The sequence below is a fragment of the Bradyrhizobium sp. AT1 genome, from assembly GCF_001590795.1.
Classification (GTDB): Bacteria; Pseudomonadota; Alphaproteobacteria; order Rhizobiales; family Xanthobacteraceae; genus Bradyrhizobium.
The window spans coordinates 6998648-7019432 of sequence record NZ_JXDL01000001.1 but is presented as its reverse complement, the minus strand read 5'-3'; the positions used below and the strand labels follow the sequence as shown (position 1 = coordinate 7019432).

Genomic DNA, 20785 nt, shown 5'->3' with positions numbered 1-20785 from the left:
GCAAGGACTGGGTTGCGTTGCGTCAATCCGCGGATCGCGCAGCCGGGTACCTTGGTCTCACCTAGATGTCAGCGACCGCCGAGCCCATCCATGATCGAACAATCCAGCCCGGCCAAGGCTTTGGCCGCGGCATTCTGGCAAACGCCAAAGCAGGACCTCTGTCGCGCGCTCGGCTCCGGTCCGGATGGCCTGTCGCAGGGCGAAGCGGCCCGGCGGCTGGCGATTCATGGAGCGAACCGCGCCGACGCCGCGCCAAGCCGGTCGGTTCTGCGTAAGCTCGGCCAACGTCTCTGGAATCCGCTGATCGCCATGCTGCTGGCGGCTGCGCTCCTGTCCGGACTGAGCGGCGACATCGGCAGCTTTGCCATTATCGCAACCGTGCTGTCGCTGTCGATCACGCTCGATATCGTCCAGGAGCATCGCGCCGAACTCACCGCCGAGGCGTTGCGGGAATCGGTCGCCATTCAGGCCGACGTCGTCAGGGACGGCAAGGACATGACGATCTCGGTGACTGCGCTCGTCCCGGGAGACGTCGTGAAACTCCGGATCGGCGATTTGATACCGGCCGACGGCATCGTGCTCGATGCGCAGGATCTGCAGGTCAACGAAGCCTTGATGACGGGCGAGCCGTTTCCGGCCTTCAAGTCCGACAAGACCTGCTCCGCTTCGTTGCCGGCGGACGCCACCAACGCCCTGTTCGCGGGAACCAGCACCGTCGGCGGAAGCGGCAGGATGCTGGTCGTGACGACTGGAGGGCAGACGCGCTTCGGCGCAATCGCCTCGGCAATGGCCGCCAACGCACCGCCAACGGCGCTCGAACAAGGCGTCCGCAAGCTCGGACTGCTGATCCTTCGGCTGACGCTCTTCCTCACGCTCTTCGTACTCATGGCTCATCTCGTCGCGCAACGTAACGCGATGGAGTCCTTCCTGTTCGCGATCGCGCTCGCCGTCGGCCTGACGCCCGAGCTGCTGCCGATGGTGATGACGGTTACCCTCGCCCGCGGCGCCCAGCGCATGGCGAAGCGGAAGGTCATCGTCAAGCGGCTGTCCGCGATTCACGATCTGGGTGCGATGGACACGCTTTGCGTCGACAAGACCGGCACGCTCACCGAAGCCAGGATCACGCTGGCGGCGCATATTGATCCCCAGGACCAGACCAGCGAGCGCGTCCTGAGCCTGGCGCGCCTCAACAGCACATTCCAGGCCGGCGTCAGAAGCCCTCTCGACGACGCGATCCTGTCAGCGAGTCGGAACGGTCTCGAGGGCTGGGCCCGGCTTGCAGAAGTGCCGTTCGACTTCGAGCGGCGGTGCCTGTCCGTTCTCGCCATCCGGAACGGCGAGCACATGCTGATCGCCAAAGGGGCTCCGGAATCCATTCTGTCGCGCTGCGTGGCCGTGGAGATCGATGGTCTGGCTCATCCGCTCGATGCCGCCTGGCAACAGAAGATGGCCGACATTCAGGCCCGATATGCCGGCGACGGCTTCCGGCTGCTTGCCGTCGCCGTCCGGTCGATTCCCTCGAGCCAACAGACCATTGCCGTCGGCGACGAGACCCATCTGACCATGATCGGCTTCTGTGTGTTCGCCGATCCGCCGAAGCAGGATGCAGCCTCGGCCATCGATGCGCTCGGCTCGCTCGGCGTGACCATCAAGATCCTGTCGGGCGATCATGGCGCAGTGGTCGCGCACGTCGCGCGATCCGTCGGCCTCAGATCGCATCGGATCATGACCGGCGCCGAGATCTCAGAGCTCACCGATGCCGCGCTCATCGCCCGGGTCGATGATTTCGATCTGTTTGCCCGGATCGATCCCGATCAGAAACGGCGGATCGTCGCCGCGCTCCGGCACCGCAACCACGTGGTCGGCTTCATGGGAGACGGCGTCAATGATGCTCCCGCGATCCATGCAGCGCATGTCGGCATATCCGTCACGGGCGCGACCGAGGTTGCCCGCGCGGCCGCCGACATGATCCTGCTGGCGCCCGACCTGTCCGTGCTGGCGGCCGGCGTGCGCGAGGGCCGCAGGACCTTTGCCAACATCCTGAAATATGTCCGGATGGGCACGAGCTCGAACTTCGGCAACATGCTGTCGATGGCCTTGGCCTCGATCGTCCTTCCATTCCTGCCGCTGCTGCCGCTGCAGATCCTCTTGAACAACCTGATCTACGATCTCTCCGAAATCGGCATCCCTTTCGACGACGTCGATCGCGAAGACATCGCCCGGCCCGAAGCCTGGAACATGGCCAGCATCCTTCGCTTCACCATCATCATGGGAACGGTGTCGTCCGTGTTCGACGCCATTACCTTCGCCGTTCTCCTCAAGCTGTTCGACGCGGATGCGGCACTGTTTCAGACCGGCTGGTTCGTGGAATCGATCGCGACCCAGATCCTGGTGATCTTCGTGATCCGATCTCGCAAATTGCCGTGGCGTGCGAACCGGCCCCACAACATCCTGATCGCGACGTCTTTCGGCGCCCTGCTTGCCGGCGTAGCGCTCGCGCTAGGTCCGTGGGGTCGCGCATTTGGCTTTACCGCGTTGTCTGCTGGGCTGCTTTCGACGATCATCGCCATCGCCGTAGCGTATCTGATTTCGGCGAACCTCGCGAAGCGGCTGGCAATCTCAGACTCCTAACGCTTGCGTTAAAGACCGGATTCGCATCGACGACGACAGCAATGCGCGATTGGGCACGCCACGCGACCGGAAGCGCGGCTCCTTAGACGGCCGAAGCCGCCTCGCCGATGGTCAGGTCGCCTTTGGATAGATCTGCTCGCGGTGGACTTCCCGGCCGCTCTCGTCGATGACGACGATCCGGAGGTCGTGATGACCTTTCGGCTTCTCTCTCCGTACCCTGTCGGCCAGGCTCTTGCTGTGGGCGATGGCGGCCCCGTCGCTCACCAGCTCCAGTCCGGACTTGTCCCGGACGGGCACACCGTCCTTCATATCGAAATAATAGGTGGGCATGAAATCTTTCCCGCGTTCCCACGCGGCTCGGTCGACGTCGTCATCCCGAGAAAAATCTGCCGCCGAGGCGCCGGGAAATGGACCTCGATGGCCGCTTGGGGCGCAACTGCGTGTTACGTTGCGCTAATTGCATGTTAATGGGCCCGGCCGGATCGGGGCTTGATCCGGATCAAACGCGAGCGGCCACCCCAGCGTCAGGCAGGGCCGAGGAGATCTGGTCAGAGCAATTTTGTTCGAGGCGCGGCAAGCCTGGTGAACCGGGTAAACAAGGTTGCGAAGACGACGAGAAGTGCGACCCCGATGGCGCTGACCATGACCTGAGCAAGCACGCCGCCGGATACGGTCCTCAAGACGAAATATGCGGCAAGCGACAGCAGAACTCCCACACAATAGACATCCAGCGAATTCTCGCCGCAACGAACGGCTGCCAACAAGGCACGCGACCGCAGAGGCGCCCAATGCGCCGGCACGAAATTGACGACACAGACCGCAAGCGCGAGGAAATGCAGAACCCGCAGCGGATCAAGACCGGACTTGTCGATCGGGTAGATCAAGCCTTTCAGGAAGTGAGGAACCGCGAGCTCGAGGGCTGGACTGACCCAGCTCATCGTGACGGCCAGCGACCAGATCAGGTAGGCGGCCGCCAACAGGATCACGGGACGCGACGTCAGGACCGGGGCCAGCCGGCGACGTCCCTCCACCGTCCACCATCCACCGAGCGTGACGAGGAGTTGCCAGGCGAGCGGGTTGAAGTACCAGTCGTTCGTCGGCCATCCCCGAAGGTTCCAGCCGTAAATCTGGACCAGACCGTACAGCAACGCCGAAGCGGTCAAAGTGGCATTTGGAAATCGGAGCAATAGCAGGAGCCACGGCGCAAACAGCAGATGGAAAAGCGCGAAGGTCGGCAGCACGTCCGTATTGACGGGCCGGTATTGCAGGATCGCCGCGCGCGACAGCGCTTCTCCCGGCTGCTGCAGGACGATCGCGACATTGGTTTCGTCGGCGAGATCGGCATCCATCCAATGAACGACAACAACGAGAAAAAGCGTCAGCAACAGAAATGCCGCGTAGATCTCCCAGCTCCGGCGAAGCGTGTGACTGATCATCGCCCAGGTCCCGGCGCTCCGGAGCACGTGTCCATAGGCCATCGTGCAGGTCAGTCCCGAGACAAACATGAATATCTCGGTGGTGTCGCTGAATCCATAGCGGCTCAACGTCAGCCAGCCGCAGATATTGCCGGGGATATGGTTCATGAAGACGAACCAGAGCGCGATCCCCCTGCAGGCATCGAGCCGAACGTCCCGATCTGGCATATGGTCGAATGGACCCATCGCAAATGCCCGAATGAATTGGCTGCGCCCCGCAGAAACCGTGCGTCGCGTTGCACAAGCGTCATATTGGTCCGCCAGCTGAAACCCGGGCTTGATCCGAATCAAGCGGGACCCGCCGCTACCACTCTCGCGCGGCCCCCTTTTGCCGTTTAGGCAGCAAAGCAGCCTTACTCGGCAGCCAATGCCGGTTGCAATTCCGGCTTCTCGTGCAACGCCTCATGCATATCGTCTGCGGTCGGCTTGATCCGAAACCACGTGGCATAGAGCGCGGGAAGGAACAGCAGGATGAGGACCGTTCCGACCGCGGTGCCGCCGATCAGCGTATAAGCCATCGATCCCCAAAAGACGGAATGCGTGAGCGCGATGAAGGCCAGCACCGCAGCAAGCGCGGTCAGGATCACGGGTCTCGTGCGCTGCACCGTGGCCTCGATGACGGCATGATAATCGTCAAGGCCAGCGGCCAGGTTCTCCTTGATCTGTTCGGTCAAGATCAGAGTGTTGCGCATCAGGATGCCCGCGAGGCCAATCAGGCCCAGGATTGCGTTGAATCCGAACGGTTGGTGAAAGAGGAGCAGTGCCGGCACGACGCCGACGAGGCCGAGCGGCCCCGTCAGCACGACCATCGCCATCGTCGAGAACGACCGCACCTGCAGCATGATGACGATCAGCATGGCGGCGATCATGGCCGGGAAGATTTTGCCCAACGCGTCGTTTGCCTTGGTGGCCTCCTCAATCGATCCGCCGAGCTCGATACGATAGCCTGCCGGAAGCGATGCGATCAGCGGCTGCAGGGCCGTCTTGATCTCCTTGGAGACCTCCGGAGGCTGGGTCGCCTCATTGATATCGGAGCGGATCGTGACAAGGGGTGTGCGATCGCGCCGCTTCATAATCGGCTCTTCGAGCCGGATTTCCGAATGGCCGACCTGATCGAGCGGTATCGCGCGGCCGTCCCGACTGGTCAACGAGAAATCCGCCAGACGCGCCGGATCGAGCCGCTCGCGGCCGGCGCTGCGCGCCACGATCGGGACATTGCGGATATCCTCGCGGACCTGCGTCACGGCGATGCCCGTGAGCAGGAACTGGAGCTGACGGCCGACCTCCGCCGGCGAAAGACCGATCAGGTTCAGTCGATCCTGATCCGGGATGAAGCGGAGCACAGGCGTACGATCGCCCCAATCCCGATTTGCCTGCCGCGCGTCCGGGACGCCACGCATGACTTCGAGAGCCTTTTGAGAGATCGCGTACAATTGCGCGGGGTCGGGCCCCATGACCCGGAACTCCACTGGGAAAGGCGTATAGGGTCCGAACACGAGCTGGGTGACGCGTATGTTGGCCTCAGGTGCAAGGCCCCGTGACACCGCCTGCCGGAGCCGGTGCTTCAACGCCTCGCGCGCCTCCGCGTCCGGTGTCAGCACGACGATCTTGGCGAAGGCGGGATCGGGCAGCTCCGGCGCCATCGCGAAGAAGAAGCGCGGCGCGCCCTGACCGACATAGCTCGTGACAATCTTGGCCTCCGACTGGTGGTCAAGCCAGCCCTCGAGCTTCCCGACCGTGGCGGTCGTCGTCTCGATGCTGGTGCCCTCCGGCAGACGAATCTCCACCAGCACTTCGGGGCGATCGGACGTCGGGAAAAACTGCTGTTTGACGCCACCCATGCCGACGACGGAAAGCGCGAAGGCGACGGCGACGATGCTGCAGGTCACGAATTTGTGGCGGACGGCGAAGGTGATCAGCCCGCGCAGACGGCGATAGTTGGGCGTGTCGTAGATCGCGTGGTGGCCGCCTTCGACCGGCTTGATCGCGGGCAGCATCTTGATGCCAAGATAGGGCGTGAAGACCACAGCGACGACCCAGGAGACGATGAGGGCGAATCCCACGACCCAGAAGATGTTGCCGGCGTATTCCCCCGCCGTCGAGCGCGCGAATCCCACCGGCAGGAATCCGGCGACCGTGACCAGCGTTCCCGACAGCATCGGCGCCGCAGTGTGGCTCCACGCATAAGCCGCCGCCGAGATGCGGTCCATGCCCTCTTCCATCTTCACCACCATCACCTCGATCGCGATGATGGCGTCGTCGACGAGAAGACCAAGCGCAAGAATGAGAGCGCCGAGCGTGATGCGGTCGAAGAACCGACCGGTCTCCAGCATGATCAGGAACACGACGGCGAGCGTCAGAGGAACGGCGGCCGCGACAACGATGCCGACGCGCCAGCCGAGGCTGAGCAGGCTCACCAGCAGCACCACGCCGAGCGCCATCGCGAACTTCATCATGAACTCGTCGACCGCCGAGGTGATGTTGACGGCCTGGTCGCTGACCTTGGCCAGCGTCATCCCGAGCGGCAATGAGAGAGAGATGGCCGCTGACCTCGCTTCCAGCGCCTTGCCGAGCGCGAGGCCATCCCAGCCCTCTTGCATCACCGCGGCCAGCATGACGGCGGGCTCGCCCTGGTGTCGGATGAGGTAAGTGGGAGGATCCTCGTAACCCCGGCGGACCTCGGCGATGTCGGAGAGTTTCAGCGTCCGCCCTGCCGCGACGATCGGGGTGTCGGCGATCGCCTGAACGCTGTCATAGGCGCCATCGACCCGGATGAAGACCTGCGGCCCCTTGGTGTCGATCGAGCCTGCGGGTGTGACGGTGTTCTGCCGCTGCAAGGCGGCAACGATATCCGTGGCCGATACGCCGAGCGTTGCCAGCTTGGCATAGGAGAACTCGATGAAGATCTGCTCGGGACGTTCACCGAGGATGTTGATCTTCTTGACGCCGGGCACGTGCAGGAGATCCTGGCGAATGATTTCGGCCTGCCTGGCGAGCTCGCGCATCGGCATGCCCTTGGCCTTGAGCGCATAAAGGGCGAAGCTCACGTCCGAATATTCATCGTTGACGAAGGGACCGAGCACGCCAGAGGGCAGCTTGCGCGCTTCATCGCCCAGCTTCTTGCGGGCCTGATAGAATTCCTCCTGCACGCTCGATGGCGGCGTGCTGTCCTTCAGCGTCACCGTCATGTACGCATAACCGGGCCGCGTCGTCGTCTCCACCCGGTCATACCAGGTCAGTTCCTGAATCCGCTTTTCCAGGGGCTCGGCGACCTGGTCCTGCATCTCGCGCGCCGTCGCCCCCGGCCAAACCGTCGTGACCGTCAGGGTCTTGATGGTGAAGGACGGGTCCTCGGCCCGCCCGAGCTTGATGAAGGCGTAGGCGCCCGCCGCCGCGAGCAGAAGGATGAGGAACAGGGTGACGGCCCGTTCGCGAACAGCGATCGCGGAAAGATTGAAGCGCATCAGTTGCTCCTGGTTTCCAAGGCAGGCCTGACGCGAGCGCCCTCATGCAGGAGGTGAGCGCCCAGGGAAACAATCTGGTCACCGGACTTCGATCCGGAGACAACGGCAGACTCGCTGGTCACACGCAGCAGCTTGACGGGCTGCAGGCGTACGGTCGAGGTGGCGCTTTCGAACACCCAAACGCCCGTGGTTCTCCCGTTATCGAGCACGGCTCCCAGCGGCACCTGCACTTCCGGCTGCTGATCCTGGCTTGCAAGCCGAATGGTGACCGTCGCGCCAAGCGGTGCCGCCGCGGCCTCGCCATCGAGCACGTAGCGCGCCTCATAGGTGCGGGTCTGGGGATCGGCGGAATCCGACAATTGGCGAAGATGCGCGGAAAAGCGGCGCCCATCGCTGCCATACAGGCTTGCATCGGCGAGCGAGCCGATCGCCGGCCGGATCGTTTCGGGCAGCGCGACCACGGCTTCGCGAGGACCGGCCTGTGCCAGCCGAACGACCGCCTGGCCGGCGGAGACGACTTGTCCGGGCTCACCAAGCGTTTGGGTGACCGTTCCGTCCGCGTCCGCCACAAGGACGGAATAGGTCGCCTGGTTCTCGGCGACCCCCGCTTCGGCTTCCGCCGCGGCAAGCTGCGCCTTGGCGGTGTCCGATGCGGCCTTCGCCTGCTCGTAGCGCTGTTTGGAGGTCCATCCGTCGTTCACCAGATTGGCGTAGCGCCGCTCGTCGGCGTCAGTCTGAACGACAGCCGCGCGCGCCGCGGCAACCGCATTGCGCTTCGCTGTGACCGCAAGGCGCAGATCGGTTTCGTCGATCCGCATCAGCGGTTGACCGGATTTGACCTGCTCGCCGACATTCACGAGCCGTTCGACGATCTTCCCGGCGACGCGAAAGCCGAGATTGCTTTCCACTCGCGCACCGATCGTCCCGGTGAAACCGCGCTCGGATCCGCTGACCCGCGTGGCCGTCACCAGACGGACCACCGGGGGCTCCTGCCTGGGGTCGATGACCGCGGAGGCTTCATGGGCGGGAACCGCAAGAGCAACGAAGGTCGCCACCCCCGCCGGAACCAGAATTCCGGCGAGCACCGCAATACCCCTCTTCATAACCGTCTCCTTGGATTAGATTTAGTATGAAATCTATAAGCCGATTAGATTTCGATCGCAATCTAATTTAGTGAGATAGCGGGAACGTGATCGCCGGAATCGGAGGTTTTTGGTCGTTGGCGGCTAAAGCCAGCCGCTCCGGATTGATAGATTGCAGTCGAACTCTATATTAGATATAGAAGTCGAGCGAAATCCAACTGGAGATCCGTGATGCGAGTGAGTCGCACTCAGGCGGCCGAGAACCGCCAAACCGTGATTAATGTGGCGAGCCGCCTCTTCAGGGAGCGCGGCTTTGATGGCATCGGACTCAAGGATCTGATGAAGGGCGCCGGCCTTACCCAAGGCGCCTTCTACAAGCAGTTCGCATCAAAAGAGGATCTGGCGGTTGAGGCGTCCAAGCGCGCATTGGAGAGCGCGTCCGGCCGATGGTCGGATGCGGCCGCTCAGAATCCTGATGATCCGCTTGGCGCGGTGCTCGCGTTTTACCTGAGCGGCGACCATCGCGGAGAAAGAATGGACGGTTGCCCGATCGTGGCGCTCGGCTCGGATGCCGCCCGCCAGGGCCCTGAGGTCAAGGCGGAATTCGAAGCGGGAATCAAAGCGCATCTCGACGTGCTCGACCGCTTCATCGCCGGGACCGGCGACGAGGCCTCACGCGGCAAGGCGATGGCCATTCTCGCAACGATGGTCGGCGCAGTGACCCTCTCGCGCGTCGTCAACGACCCCGATCTGGCACAGGCGCTTTTGGATGCCGCGGCCGAACAGGTTCGCGACACCGCTGCGGCTTGAAGCGATGGGCCCTCGTTCTGATTGAGAACGTCGCCGAGCCCCATTCGCTGATCAAATAGATGAGGACGAGAACGATGTCGAAAGAAGCCATGAACAGCTTCGCCGGGAAATGGGCTCTGATCACCGGGGCATCGAGCGGCCTCGGCCTTGAATTCGCAGATCTGCTGGCGGCGCAGAAAGTCAATCTCGTCTTGGCGGCCCGGCGGCAGGAGCCGATGGAGAAGCTTGCCTCCGATCTCCGCCGCAAATACGGGGTCGATGTGCTGATCGAGGCGATCAATCTTGCCGCGCCGGGCGCGGCCAGCCGACTGAAAAGCAGTCTCGACGCAAGGTCGGTGACGATCGACATCCTTGTGAACAATGCCGGTTTCGGCTTGCACGGCGATTTCTTGGACACGCCGATCGAGCAGACCGCGAACATGATCCAGCTCAACATCACGACGCTCACAGAGCTGACCTATCTATTCGGCCGCGACATGGCTCAGCGACGATCCGGACATATCCTTCTCATCGCCAGCCTCCTGGCCTTCCAGGCCGTTCCGAGCTATGCGGCCTATGCAGCGACCAAGGCTTATGTGCTGGCCTTTGGCGAAGCCCTGCACGACGAACTCCGCCCGCATGGTGTGGTTGTGACCAGTCTCTGCCCGGGGCACACCGCGACGGGCTTCGATGCGGCAGCCGGCGCAACCGCTTCAAGCTTGCTGCGACTCCTCACCATGAAGCCGCGTCCGGTCGCCACGACCGGTATTCGTGCGCTCATGCAAGGAAAGGCCACGGTGATCGCAGGCGTAATGAACAAGATGGCGGCCTTTTCAAATCGTCTGACGCCCCGTTCAATGCACCGGGCCACGATGAAAAAAATTATGGACGCTTGACCCCTGGAACTGCGGCGTGCTGGCCCCTGATCGCAAACACGCAGGCCTTGATATTGGCAGAGCGCTCCCATGAACCGCGATAGAAGACGCCGTTGATCGGCGACGGCAACCGTCGCCATTTAATTTTCAGCGCATCGCAAAGCTCCAACTTGCCGAAAGGCTGCTCCTAATTTAAATGATGATCATAATATAAAACTCGGTAGTCGGGCGTCCCGTGGGAGGAAAACATGCGCAGGTCTGGTGTCCATAACTTTCCGGCAATCGATCGGGTCATTTTTGGCAAAGCCGTTGCCGAAGCGATCTGCGACGAGGCGGAGCGACTTGACGCAAAGCGCGTCTTCCTCCTCGCCAGTCGAACCCTGAACTCCAAGACCGACGAGATCGAAAAAATCCGGCGCACGCTCGGCGACAAACACGCAGTCACCTTCGACGGAATTGCGCAGCACACCACGCGCAAACAGGCTGCCGAGGTCGCCCTTCATGCGAAGGAAGCGCAAGCCGATCTCGTCGTGGCTGTCGGCGGAGGTTCCGCGGTCGATCTCGCCAAGATCGTCATCATGGCGATGGAGCATGATATCTGCGATGAAGCGGGTTTCGATCCCTTTCCGATGGGGCCGGGCGTGAGCCAATCCCCCTTTCGCTCGCCGAAAGTTCGGCAGATCGCGGTGCCGTCGACGCTGAATGGCGGTGAATACAATGCCGCAGCGCTCGTCACCGATGAGCGCCAGAAGCTGAAGCAGATCTTCTTTCATCCCCAGATGATGCCGGTGTCGATCATTCTCGACCCTGCCCTCACGCTTCACACGCCGACAAAGCTCTGGATGGGATCGGGCACACGCTCGATGGATCACGGCATCGAAGCACTGTGCTCACCGGCCGGCACTCCCTTGGCCGACGAAGTGGTCCTGGCGGGCATCCGCACGTTGCGCGAGGGAATGCTCCAGACCTTGCAACAACCTGACGACCTCGAGGCACGCCGCTTGTCACAATATGGCTCGTGGCTCGCGGCTTTCGGGCTGCAGGCCCGCGTCCCCATGGGCGCAAGTCACGGCATTGGCCATGTGCTTGGCGGGACGTTCGACGTTCCCCATTACTATTGCACGCCGGTCATCATGCCCAGCCTGCTTCGCTACAACAAGCCGTTTACGGAGGATGCGCAGAAACGTCTGGCAACGGCCTTGGGCGCTCCGGGTGACGAAGCCGCAGATGCCTTTGCGGCTTTCACCGCAAGGCTTGGACTGCCTGGACGACTCGCCGACGTCGGTATCGGTGAAGACAAGTTCGATCAGATCAGCAAGATCGCGATCAACCATCGCTTCGTCAAAGCCAACCCGCGCCCCTTCAAGAACGAAGCCGCCATCATCGACCTGCTGCGCATGGCCGCGTAGCAGCGGCGAACGGGGAACGGCGCCTAAGGCGCCGCTCCCCGCCGTCTCACGCGACCTTCCGCGCGGTTCCGCTGTCGGCATCAAGGAATCCTGTCAGCCGTCCCCTGATCAGCCGTTCGGCATCCGCCATGATGCGATCGATGAGCTCCTTCACGGTCGGAATGTCGTGAATGAGCCCGACGACCATGCCGCAGCTCCAGGCGCCCGCATTCATATCGCCGTCGATCATCACCTTGGGATAGACGCCCGCCACCTGGTCATGGATGTCTTCGATCTTGAGACTTTTGCCCTTCTCGCGCTCGATCTCGAGCAGGTGCTCGACGCCCTTGTTGTTCAGGACCCGTTCTGTGTTGCGTAGCGCGCGCATGACGAGCCTGGTGTCGAGCTCCGTCGCCGCGACCAGCGCCTTCTTGACGTTCTCGTGCACCGGCGCTTCCTTGGTGGCGATGAAGCGCGTGCCCATGTTCATGCCTGCAGCGCCCATCGCCAGTGCCGCAACAAGGCTGCGCGCGTCCGCCATTCCGCCGGAAGCGATGAACGGGATCTTCAGTTCCTCGGCCGCGCGCGGCAACAGAATCATGTTCGGCATGTCATCCTCGCCGGGATGACCGCCGCACTCGAAGCCGTCGACGCTGACGGCATCGCAGCCGATCTGCTCGGCCTTCAGCGAATGCCGGACCGATGTGCATTTGTGGATCACTTTGATGCCGCCTGCCTTCAGGGCCGGCATGTACTGCTCGGGGCTGCGCCCGGCGGTTTCGACGATCCTGACGCCGCCCTCCCTGATCGCCGCGATATATTCCGGATAGGGTGGCGCGCTGAAGGTCGGCAGGAAGGTGAGGTTCACGCCGAACGGCTTGTCCGTCATGTCGCGGCAGCGCGCGATCTCCTTGGCTAGCAATTCCGGCGTTCGCTGCGTCAGGCCCGTGATCAAGCCGAGCCCGCCCGCGTTGGACACGGCCGCCGCCATTTCCGCGAAGCCGACATAATGCATGCCGCCCTGGATGATCGGGTGCTCGATGCCGAACAGTTCAGTGATCGCTGTCTTCACGAATGATCTCCCGCGTTGCCGCTCAGTGGATGATTTCAAACAGACCGGCTGCGCCCATGCCGCCACCGATGCACATGGTCACTACGCCGTATTTCGCCTTGCGCCGCCGGCCCTCGATCAGGAGATGGCCGGTGAGCCGCGACCCGGTCATGCCGTAGGGATGGCCGATCGCGATCGAGCCGCCATTGACGTTGAGCTTGTCCGGATCGATGCCGAGCTTGTCGCGGCAATAGATCACCTGCACCGCGTAAGCCTCGTTCAGTTCCCAGAGGTCGATGTCGTCGATCTTCAGATTATGGCGCTTCAGCAGCCGCGGGATCGCGGCGACCGGACCAACGCCCATCTCGTCGGGCTCGACACCGGCGGCGACGAAGCCGCGGAAGATGCCGAGGGGCTTGAGGCCCTTCTTCGCCGCAATCTTGTCGCTCATGATCACGCAGGCCGAGGCACCGTCCGAGAGCTGACTTGCATTGCCCGCGCTGATCGTCTTGCCCTCGAACACCGGCTTGATCTTGGCGAGGCCCTCGGCTGTGGTTTCGGGACGCGGGCCCTCGTCTTTGGTGAGCGTCACCTGCTCGTAGGTAACTGCCTTGGTATCCTTGTTGACGAACGCCATCCTGGTCGTGAACGGCACGATCTCGTCGTTGAAGCGGCCGGCCTGCAACGCAGCGCCGACGCGGCGCTGGCATTCCAGACTGTATTCGTCCTGCTTGTCGCGGCCGATTTTGTAACGCTCGGCGACGACCTCGGCGGTATCGAGCATCGACATGTACATTTCGGGCTTCATCGCCATCAGCTCGTCGTCGACGGCGTGGAATTTGTTCATATGCTCGTTCTGCACGAGACTGATCGACTCGATGCCGCCGCCGATCGCGACTTCGACCCCGTCAAGCATCACCGAGCGCGCGGCCACCGCGATGGCCTGCAGGCCGGACGCGCATTGCCGGTCGATCGTGGTGCCCGCGACCGTGACGGGCAGGCCGGCGCGGATCGCGCCCTTGCGCGCCACGTTCATCACCATGGTGCCTTGCTGCATGGCGCAGCCCATGACCACGTCTTCCACCTCGCCTGGCGCGATGCCGGCGCGCTTCACCGCTTCGGCCATCACGTGCCCGGCCAAGGTCGGGCCGTCGGTATTATTGAGCGCGCCGCGATAGGCTTTGCCGACGGCTGTCCTTGCGGTGGAAACGATGACTGCTTCGGTCGTCATGCTGGCCTCTTCTCTCTACGCGGCCGCATCCAGCTGCGCATAGCGCAGCACATGGAACGCGGGATCGCCGAACTGGATGTTGATGGAGGAGATACGCTTGAAATAGTGCCCGACGTTGAGCTCGTCGGTCATTCCCATGCCGCCGTGAAGCTGCACCGCCTGGTCGGCGACGAACTTGCCGGCGTAGCCAATTTTCGACTTGGCGCCGGAGGCAAGCCGCGACAAGCCGGAATCGCCTGCGCTGAGGCTGAGGTTCAGGTGCTGCATCAGCGAGAGCGCCTCCTGATGGGCGATGAACATGTCGACCATCCGATGCTGCAGTACCTGGAAGGAGCCGATCGTGGTGCCGAATTGCTTGCGGGTCTTCGAATAGTCCAGCGTCGCCGCGTTCAGCTCAGCGATGGCGCCGACGGTTTCCGCGCAGAGCGCGCCGATGGCGCGGTCGCGGCAGACTTCCAGCGCGGCAACGCCCTCGCCCTCTCCTCCCAGCAATTGCCCGCGGACGTCGCGCAGGCTGACCTCCGCTGCCCGCCGACCATCGATGGTCCTGAAGCTCTGGAGATCGACACCAGTCGTGCGGCGATCGACCACGAACAGGCTGACGCCGCCGCGGTCGCGATCGTCGCCGGCGGTCCGCGCCGAGACGATCAGATGGTCGGCCCAGGGCGCGGCGTTCACCACGGTCTTCGCGCCGCTCAGAACATAGTCGCTCCCTTCGCGCCGCGCGCGCGTCGTGACATTGGCAAAATCGAAGCGCGATGCCTTCTCCGTCCAGGCCAGCGTCCAGATTGTCGAGCCGTCGGCGATGCCCGGGATGAAGCTTTGCTGCTGCTCCGGCGTGCCCGTTTGCTCGATCAGGCCGCCGGCCAGCACCACCGTCTCGACAAACGGCTCGACGACGAGGTGGCGGCCGAACTCATGCATGATGATCATGGTCGACAGCGGACCGCCACCGAGGCCGCCAGCATTCTCCGAGAACGGCGCGGCCAGCAGTCCGAGCTCGGCGAAAGCGTCCCATTGCTTCCGGCTGAAACCCTCTTCCCTCGCCACGATCTTGCGGCGCGCCTCGAAAGCATACTGGTCGCGCAGCAGGCGCTGGACGCTGGATCGCAGCAGTTCCTGCTCTTCCGTGAACTGAATATCCATCCGATCCTCCCGATCCGCCGTGGCTAGAGCCCGAGCACGGCCTTGGCGATGATGTTTCGCTGGATCTCGTTGGATCCGCCGTAGATGCTGAGCTTGCGCGCGTTCAGATATTTCTCCGACGCGGTGTGGCCGTAATCGGGGCCGGGCATGAAACGATTGGCGCTGACCGGATGCTCGCGGATCGACAGGCCGTAATTCCCGATCGCGCGATGGGTGAGCTCGGTGATGGCCTGGAAGATCTCGGTGCCGCGGATCTTGAACAGCGAGGCCGCCGGGCCGGGGTCTATGCCGCGCGCCATCTGGGCGACGACGCGCAGCTCCGTCGCCTCCAGCGCCAGCACGTCGAGCTCGATGCGGGCAATGTCCCGCAGGAATTCGAGATGCGCGGGATCGTCCGCCGGGATCTCAGCCCTCACGATCTGCTTCAGCTTGTTGATGTAGCGGGTGGAGCGGCCGATGCCGGCCATGCTGGTGCGCTCGTTGCCGAGCAGGAACTTGGCGTAGGTCCAGCCCTTGTTCTCCTCGCCGACCAGGTTCTCGACCGGCACGCGGACGTTTTCGAGGAAGACGTCGTTGACTTCGTGGCTGCCGTCGATCGTGATGATCGGCCGCACGGTGACGCCAGGCGACTTCATGTCGATCAGCAGAAAGGAGATTCCGGATTGCGGCTTCGCGCTCGGATCTGTGCGCACCAGACAGAAGATCCAGTCGGCATGCTGCGCCAGCGTGGTCCAGGTCTTGTGGCCGTTGACGATATAGTGGTCGCCGTCACGCACCGCCTTGGTTCTGACGGTCGCAAGGTCGGACCCCGAGCCCGGCTCCGAATAGCCCTGGCACCACCAATCCTCGCCGGACAGGATCCGCGGCAGAAACTTCTTCTTCTGCGCCTCGTTGCCGAAGGTGTAGATCACCGGCCCGACCATGGTCACGCTGAAGGCGAGCGGCGGCAGCGTGCCTGCGCGAGACGTCTCCTGCTCGAACAGGAAGCGCTGCGTGACCGACCAGCCTGGGCCGCCATACTCCCTGGGCCAGAGCGGCGCGATCCAGCCCTTCTTGTGCAGGATCCGGTGCCAGAGCAGCGACTGCTCCTTGGTCAGGTCGGTCTCCGGATTGGGAACGCGCATTTCCTGCGGATAGTTCTCCGCAATGAAGGTGCGCACCTCGTCACGAAACGCAGCGTCCTCGCTGGAAAGATTGAGCTCCATCGCGCCCGTCCGCTACCACTTCTCGCCGAAGGGTCGGATCTCGAGCTCGAACGTCCACGCGCTCTTCGGCTGCTGGTAGAGCTGCCAATAGGATGCGGCAACGGACGACGGCGGCATCAACGCATCCGGATCATCCAGCGCGTTCGGCCCGAGAGCCTCCAGCCGCCGTTGCCGAACCCACTCGGTATCTACGCCGGAATCGATGATGAGATGCGCGACGTGAATATTCTTCGGGCCAAGCTCGCGAGCCATGGCTTGCGCGACCGCGCGAAGGCCAAACTTGGCGCTTGCGAAAGCTGCATAACCGCTGCCGCCGCGGAGCGAGGCGGTCGCCCCGGTAAAGAAGATATTGCCGCCCCCGCGCGGCAGCATGAGCCGGGCCGCCTCACGACCGGCCAGAAAGCCGGAATAGCAGGCCATTTCCCAGACTTTGCGGAAAACGCGCTCAGTGGTTTCCAGAATCGGGAAATTGACGTTCGCCCCGATGTTGAAGATGCAGACTTCGAGCGGCGCGTGCTTGTCCGCATCGTTGAGGAAGGAGATAATTTCGTCTTCCTTGCGAGCGTCGAGCGAACGGGCGTGGATCTCGCCGCCGGCAGCCTCGATATCCCTCACGAGCGGAGCCAGCTTTTCCCCGTTACGGCGGCCGGCGAAGACCGTGAACCCCTCTGCGGCGAACTTTTTGGCGATCTCGCCGCCGATGAAATCGCCGGCGCCGATCACGGCCACGGTTGCGTTTCTCTTTTGCAAGGCTCGTCTCCCGGTTAGGTTGGATCTGCTAAGCTATTCCGCCGCGGCCGAAGCGCCCAGCCCAATGGGGCCTTCGCCGGCCTTGAGCATGCGGGCCGGCCGCCAGATCGATTGAGCCTAAAAGGGCTGCCACTGCCAACCTCCCGGACGATGAGCGCATGTCTTGCCGCAGCGCATTCGTGAATCCGATCTAACGTTCTTTTTTAGAACTCGTCAATTGCTAATTTTTCGTCCCCGCGCTCGGTCGTTGATCCGGCAGAATGCCTGCCATTCCGAGCGTCCTTTACAAGGTCATCGGGAGCAATTACCAATACGTTCCAAATAAGAACCTGAAGGAAGGAAATGGCCATGGTCGAGAACCGCAGGGTGGCGGTCCTGGTGGGCGCTGGCGATGCGATCGGCGCTGCCGTCGCGCGGCGCTTTGCGAAGGGTGGCTACACGGTTTGCATCTGCCGGCGCGACGCCGCCAAGTCGCAAGGACTAGTGGATGAGCTGACCGCCGCCGGACATAGCATTCACGCCTTCAGCGTCGATGCGCGCCAGGAGGGCGAGGTCCAAAAGCTCTTTTCCGATATCGAAGGCAATATCGGACCGATCGAGGTCTGCCTTTTCAATGCCGGCTCGAACGTCAACAAGCCACTCCTGGACACCACGGAAAAGCTGTTCTTCAAGGCCTGGGAGCTGGCCTGCTACGCTGGATTCCTCGTCGGCCGCGAAGCCGCGCGCGTCATGCTGCCGCGCGGGCACGGCACGATCTTCTTTACGGGCGCGACGGCCAGTGTTCGCGGCGGTCAGGGGTTTGCCGCGTTTTCCTCGGCAAAATTCGGACTTCGCGCGGTGGCCCAGGCCATGGCACGCGAGCTCGGACCGAAGAATATCCATGTCGTCCATCTCATCATCGACGCCGGCGTCGATAGCGAGGCCATCCACCAGCGCATGAAAGCCGCAAAAGGGATCGAGGCAAGCGAGATCCCGCCGGACAGCCTGACGAAAACCTCCTCCATCGCGGACGCCTATTGGTTCACGCACCAGCAGAGTCGCGACGGCTGGACCCACGAACTCGACCTTCGTCCGTCGGTGGAGAAATGGTGATGAGCGCGACACCCGATCTCACGCTGTGGGGCGCCGGCACGAGCCGCACCATCCGTGCGCACTGGGCGATGCACGAACTCGGCCTCTCCTACAAGATCAAGCCGATCGGGCCACGCACCGGCGAGACCAAGACCGCTGAATATACCAGGCTCAATCCCCGCCAGAAGATTCCGCTGTTGCAGGATGGCGACTTCAGCATCGGTGAGAGCGCCGCAATCGTCGCCTATCTATCGCGCATGTATTCCACGCCCGACCGCTCGCTGATTCCGGAAGCCGCCCGCGACTACGCCGCGTGGCTCGAATGGTGCTTCTTCGTCGTGGCCGAGCTCGATTCGACCAGCCTCTACGTCATGCGCCGACACCGGGCGGACGCGCTGGGACACATCTATGGGGTTGCGCCCGAGGTCGTCGCTCAGGCTGCGGAATATTTCCGCGGGCAGTTGCGCCATGTCGAAGTCGCCCTGGCTGACGGCCGGCCGTTTCTCATGGGCGAGCGCTTCAGCAGCGCTGACATCCTCCTGACGACGTGCCTGGACTGGGCCATCGCTTACGGCGTCGGCATTTGCGAGAATGCGCTGCCCTATCGCGAACGTATCCAGCGGCGGGAGGCCTATCAGCGAGCGGTCGCGGCAAATGCGCCGGTAGCTCCGCCTGCCGGTGCGCCGGCGAAAGCCTGAGAACCGATCGCCCTACACGGCCACGCGCAGGGCGCGCTCGGCGATCATCTTGTCGATGGCGCCGTCGTCATAGCCGAGATCGCGCAGCACCTCGCGCGAGTGCTCGCCGACGCGGGGCGCCGGCCCGCCGATCGCGGCCTGGTTGACCTCGAAGCGGGCCGCCGGCTTCGGCTGCCGCACCCGGCCGACCTTCGGCTGATCGAATTCAGCAATGATGCCGCGCGCGACGACCTGTTCGTTGTGAATGATCTCGCTCCGACGCAGGATCGGCGCGCAGGGCACGTCCGCGGCATCCAGGCGTTCCAGCCACTCGGCCGTCGTATGCTGGCTGATATATTCCGCCATCTTGTTGATCCGCGCGGTGGCATTGACGGAACGGGCCGCCGGCGTTGCAAAGCGAGCATCGTTGGCGAGCTCGGGATCGCCACAGGCACGGCAGAAACCCTGCCACTCGGAATCGGAAATCGTGCCTGCGGTGATGTAGCCGTCGCTGGTCTTGAACACCAGGTCCGGCCGATCATTGGGATCGGCCGCAGCCGCCTCGGCACCGACCACGGTGTACTGCATCATGCCTTCCGGCCAGAGATAGGAGATCATCGCATCCAGCATCGCGACCTGGATGTGGTCGCCCTGCCCCGTCTTCTCACGCGCATAGAGCGCCGCCGCCACCGCCTGCGCGGTGAACACGGCGGTGGTCTTGTCACAGACGATGGTGCGGATCATCTGCGGCCGGTTCGTCACCGGCTGCGACTGGATGTCGGCGAAGCCCGACAATCCCTGAACGATGGGATCGTAGACGCGCTTCTTGACATACGGACCGGTATCGCCGACCCCGCTGATGGAGACGTAGATCAGGCGCGGATGGCGCTGGCGCAGTTCCTGAACGCCGAGACCGAGACGTTCCATGGTCCCGGGCCGGAAATTCTGCACGAGGACATCGGCCCGCGCGACCAGCCGAGCAAGCACTTCGCGTCCCGACGCGCTCTTGACGTCGATCGACAGCGAACGCTTGCCGCGGTTCGAGGAGATGAACAGCGCGGAGAACTCGCCCTCCTTGTCGATGGTGGCGCGGCTGCGGCGCGTGATGTCACCGCCGATCGGCTCGATCTTCAGGACGTCGGCCCCCTGATCCGCCAGAAACATCGTCGCGAACGGACCCGACACCACGCCGGTCAAATCGAGCACGCGAACGCCGTGAAGTGGGCCGGGCATGGGGCATTCTCCCTGACTTGTTGTTTGTTTGGGTCCGCGGGTGGCTTTCGCCATTCCGCCCGAACGGTCGGCGTCGTCAGGCCGACTTGGAAACAGGCTGTCTGGTCTGCTCGACGATGGACTCCTCGACGTCGCGGAGCTGATCCTTGCCGAAGAACATTTCCTTGCCAACGAAGAAGGTCGGGGAGCCAAATGCTCCCCGGCTGACGGCGTCATTGGTCAGATCGATCAACCGTTTCTTGACGTCATCCTGTTGTGCACGCGCCATCAGCCGATCGATATCGAGGCCCGAGGAGACGAACGCGCTGCGGAATATCTCGAGGTCGTCCATTTTCTTCGGCTCCTCCCACATGTGATGATAGGCGGCGCGAAAATACGGCTCGAACACGCCCTCGAACTGGGCGGCGACAGCGCCGCGCATCAGCATCAGCGTGTTGACCGGGAAGAAAGGATTCTGGCGAAATTTCGTGATGTTGTGGCGTCGGATGAACCGCTGGGTCTCGAGCGCCTGATATTCCGGCTTGTTCTTGATCCCGCGAAGCGAGTCGAACGGCGACATGTTGCCGGTCGCCTTGTAGATTCCGCCGAGCAAAACGGGGACGTACGCGAATTTCACGCCGGTCCGCTGCTCAATGCCGGGAATGGCCACCTCCGCCAGATAGGCGTTCGGGCTACCGAAATCGAACTGGAATTCAACCTTCAAGGTCATCGCGGCTT

The 20785-nt window shown here is 63.1% G+C and carries 17 protein-coding genes; 6 read left to right on the top strand and 11 right to left on the bottom strand.

The window, feature by feature from the left end; translation table 11 throughout:
* The first annotated feature begins 90 nt into the window (after window positions 1-90).
* On the top strand, window positions 91-2631 hold the full coding sequence (mgtA, locus tag SE92_RS32295) for a magnesium-translocating P-type ATPase (protein WP_084251928.1): 2541 nt from the start codon (window positions 91-93) through the stop codon (window positions 2629-2631).
* A 111-nt stretch (window positions 2632-2742) separates the two neighbouring features.
* Here mgtA and SE92_RS32290 read toward each other — a convergent pair whose 3' ends face one another.
* From SE92_RS32290 to SE92_RS32275, 4 genes are all read right to left on the bottom strand, one after another.
* The gene (locus tag SE92_RS32290) at window positions 2743-2961 is read right to left on the bottom strand and encodes a DUF6894 family protein (RefSeq protein WP_063202585.1); all 219 of its coding nucleotides are present in this window, start codon (window positions 2959-2961) and stop codon (window positions 2743-2745) included.
* Between the two features lie 218 nt (window positions 2962-3179).
* On the bottom strand, window positions 3180-4292 hold the full coding sequence (locus SE92_RS32285) for an OpgC domain-containing protein (RefSeq protein ID WP_063202583.1): 1113 nt from the start codon (window positions 4290-4292) through the stop codon (window positions 3180-3182).
* A gap of 167 nt (window positions 4293-4459) precedes the next feature.
* Window positions 4460-7570, bottom strand: a complete 3111-nt coding sequence (locus SE92_RS32280) for an efflux RND transporter permease subunit (protein WP_063202581.1) — start codon at window positions 7568-7570, stop codon at window positions 4460-4462.
* On the bottom strand, window positions 7570-8673 hold the full coding sequence (locus SE92_RS32275) for an efflux RND transporter periplasmic adaptor subunit (protein WP_063202580.1): 1104 nt from the start codon (window positions 8671-8673) through the stop codon (window positions 7570-7572). Before SE92_RS32275 ends, SE92_RS32280 begins: the two co-directional genes overlap by 1 nt.
* A gap of 210 nt (window positions 8674-8883) precedes the next feature.
* Here SE92_RS32275 and SE92_RS32270 point away from each other — a divergent pair, with 210 nt between their 5' ends.
* The 3 genes from SE92_RS32270 to SE92_RS32260 all read left to right on the top strand — a co-directional run bounded on the left by SE92_RS32270 (window position 8884) and on the right by SE92_RS32260 (window position 11725).
* Entirely contained in the window at window positions 8884-9462 is a 579-nt protein-coding gene (locus SE92_RS32270; RefSeq protein WP_063202578.1) for a TetR/AcrR family transcriptional regulator, read from the top strand.
* Window positions 9463-9536: 74 nt separating this feature from the next.
* The gene (locus tag SE92_RS32265) at window positions 9537-10337 is read left to right on the top strand and encodes an SDR family NAD(P)-dependent oxidoreductase (RefSeq protein ID WP_063202576.1); all 801 of its coding nucleotides are present in this window, start codon (window positions 9537-9539) and stop codon (window positions 10335-10337) included.
* 227 nt (window positions 10338-10564) lie between these two features.
* A complete protein-coding gene (locus SE92_RS32260; protein WP_063202575.1) occupies window positions 10565-11725 on the top strand; it encodes an iron-containing alcohol dehydrogenase in 1161 nt (386 codons plus the stop codon).
* 46 nt (window positions 11726-11771) lie between these two features.
* On the opposite strand, the gene SE92_RS32255 is transcribed toward SE92_RS32260, so the two are convergent.
* The 5 genes from SE92_RS32255 to SE92_RS32235 are packed head-to-tail and all read right to left on the bottom strand — an operon-like array spanning window position 11772 to window position 17087.
* Window positions 11772-12776: an NAD(P)H-dependent flavin oxidoreductase gene (locus tag SE92_RS32255; RefSeq protein WP_063202572.1), complete on the bottom strand. Its 1005-nt coding sequence runs from the start codon at window positions 12774-12776 to the stop codon at window positions 11772-11774.
* Window positions 12777-12798: 22 nt separating this feature from the next.
* Complete coding sequence (locus tag SE92_RS32250; protein ID WP_063202570.1) at window positions 12799-13986, bottom strand: acetyl-CoA C-acyltransferase; 1188 nt, start codon at window positions 13984-13986, stop codon at window positions 12799-12801.
* Between the two features lie 15 nt (window positions 13987-14001).
* Window positions 14002-15132 carry an acyl-CoA dehydrogenase family protein gene (locus tag SE92_RS32245; protein ID WP_063202569.1) on the bottom strand — a complete coding sequence of 377 codons (1131 nt, stop codon included), beginning with the start codon at window positions 15130-15132 and terminating at the stop codon, window positions 14002-14004.
* A gap of 23 nt (window positions 15133-15155) precedes the next feature.
* Window positions 15156-16337 carry an acyl-CoA dehydrogenase family protein gene (locus tag SE92_RS32240; protein WP_063202567.1) on the bottom strand — a complete coding sequence of 394 codons (1182 nt, stop codon included), beginning with the start codon at window positions 16335-16337 and terminating at the stop codon, window positions 15156-15158.
* Window positions 16338-16349: 12 nt separating this feature from the next.
* Window positions 16350-17087 carry an SDR family oxidoreductase gene (locus tag SE92_RS32235; protein ID WP_063202566.1) on the bottom strand — a complete coding sequence of 246 codons (738 nt, stop codon included), beginning with the start codon at window positions 17085-17087 and terminating at the stop codon, window positions 16350-16352.
* 348 nt (window positions 17088-17435) lie between these two features.
* Between SE92_RS32235 and SE92_RS32230 the strand changes: the two genes are divergently transcribed.
* The gene (locus tag SE92_RS32230; RefSeq protein ID WP_063203876.1) at window positions 17436-18179 is read left to right on the top strand and encodes an SDR family NAD(P)-dependent oxidoreductase; all 744 of its coding nucleotides are present in this window, start codon (window positions 17436-17438) and stop codon (window positions 18177-18179) included.
* Window positions 18179-18856: a glutathione S-transferase family protein gene (locus tag SE92_RS32225; RefSeq protein ID WP_063202564.1), complete on the top strand. Its 678-nt coding sequence runs from the start codon at window positions 18179-18181 to the stop codon at window positions 18854-18856. The genes SE92_RS32230 and SE92_RS32225 overlap by 1 nt, the downstream gene beginning before the upstream one ends.
* A gap of 12 nt (window positions 18857-18868) precedes the next feature.
* Here SE92_RS32225 and SE92_RS32220 read toward each other — a convergent pair whose 3' ends face one another.
* Window positions 18869-20068: a CaiB/BaiF CoA transferase family protein gene (locus SE92_RS32220; RefSeq protein ID WP_063202562.1), complete on the bottom strand. Its 1200-nt coding sequence runs from the start codon at window positions 20066-20068 to the stop codon at window positions 18869-18871.
* A gap of 76 nt (window positions 20069-20144) precedes the next feature.
* Window positions 20145-20777, bottom strand: a complete 633-nt coding sequence (locus tag SE92_RS32215; protein ID WP_063202561.1) for a 2-hydroxychromene-2-carboxylate isomerase — start codon at window positions 20775-20777, stop codon at window positions 20145-20147.
* Window positions 20778-20785: the final 8 nt, after the last annotated feature.